This is a genomic window from Roseateles sp. P5_E11 (assembly GCF_054049355.1).
Map to the genome: position 1 here is coordinate 1 of NZ_JBFUMO010001017.1, position 1,161 is coordinate 1,161.

Annotated in this window: 1 protein-coding gene; it reads left to right on the forward strand. The window is 63.7% G+C overall.

Annotated features, from left to right (window positions below; translation table 11 throughout):
- A partial coding sequence (locus ACXJKR_RS33040; RefSeq protein ID WP_457326457.1) for a TonB-dependent receptor domain-containing protein occupies positions 1–1,095 on the forward strand: 1,095 nt, incomplete at its 5' end.
- Between the last annotated feature and the right edge of the window lie 66 nt (positions 1,096–1,161).

Here is a 1,161-nt window from a genome sequence, read left to right on the forward strand (position 1 = left end):
GAGTACAACAGCCGCGTCACCAACCGCGATCCCATCGCCCGCCGCTCGCCCATGGACGGCGGCGAATACAGCGTGAAGGAAACCACCACCGCTGCCTACCTGCAGGGCAACCTGGAAGGCGACGGCTGGAGCGGCAACGTCGGTCTGCGCGCCGTGCGCACCAAGCAGTCCTCGGGTTCGTTCCGCCCCAGCTTCCCGGGTGAAAAGGCTGATGTGTCGTCGGCATTCGGTGACTTCACGGCCACCTCCGCAGACCGCAGCTACACCGACCTGCTGCCCAGCGCCAGCGTGCGTGTGGACATCCGCCGCGACGTCGTAGGCCGCCTGGCCGTGAGCCGCACGGTGACCCGCGCCGACTACACGGCGTTGTCCGCCTTCACGTCGCTGAGCACGACGGGCATGTTCCTGGACAACAACGCCATCGGTGGCGGCACGGCCGGCAACCCCGACCTGAAGCCGATCCGCTCCACCAACTTCGATGCCAACATCGAGTGGTACTTCGCGCCGCGCGCCTTCGTGTCGATGGGTGCCTTCCACATGCAGATGGGCAGCTACATCACGAACGGCACGTTCACCAGCACCTACCCGGTGCTGCTGGGCAACACCAACCAGCAGGGTGGCGTGCAGCAACTGGTGAACCGTCAGTTCGTCATCACCGGCCTGACCAACAAGAAGGCTTCCGTCACCGGTCTGGAGTTCGCGTTCGAGACGCCCATCGCCAACAACTTCGGCGTGACGGCGAACTACACCTTCGCGGACGGTCACGACCAGGACGGCCATGTGCTGCGCGGCGATGTGAAGAACTCGTTCACCCTGGGCGGCTTCTTCGAGAACGACCACTTCTCGGCTCGCGTGAACTACAGCTACACCGATGACATCTTCATCGGCACCGACCGTGGCACGGACTACTTCCAGAAGGGCAACGGCGTGCTGTCGGCGTCTCTGGGCTACAAGATCAACGACAACTTCGCCGTCAGCCTGGATGCGCAGAACCTGAACGACCCGAAGCTGAAGTACTACGCCTCGGAAGTGCAGCCGCGCGCCATCTACAAGAACGGCCGCCAGTTCTACTTGACCGCCCGAATCAAGTTCTGATGTCGAACGGCACTGCTGGAACCCTCGGGGTCCGGCAGGCGCCGCAGGTGAACACAATCAAAGGGG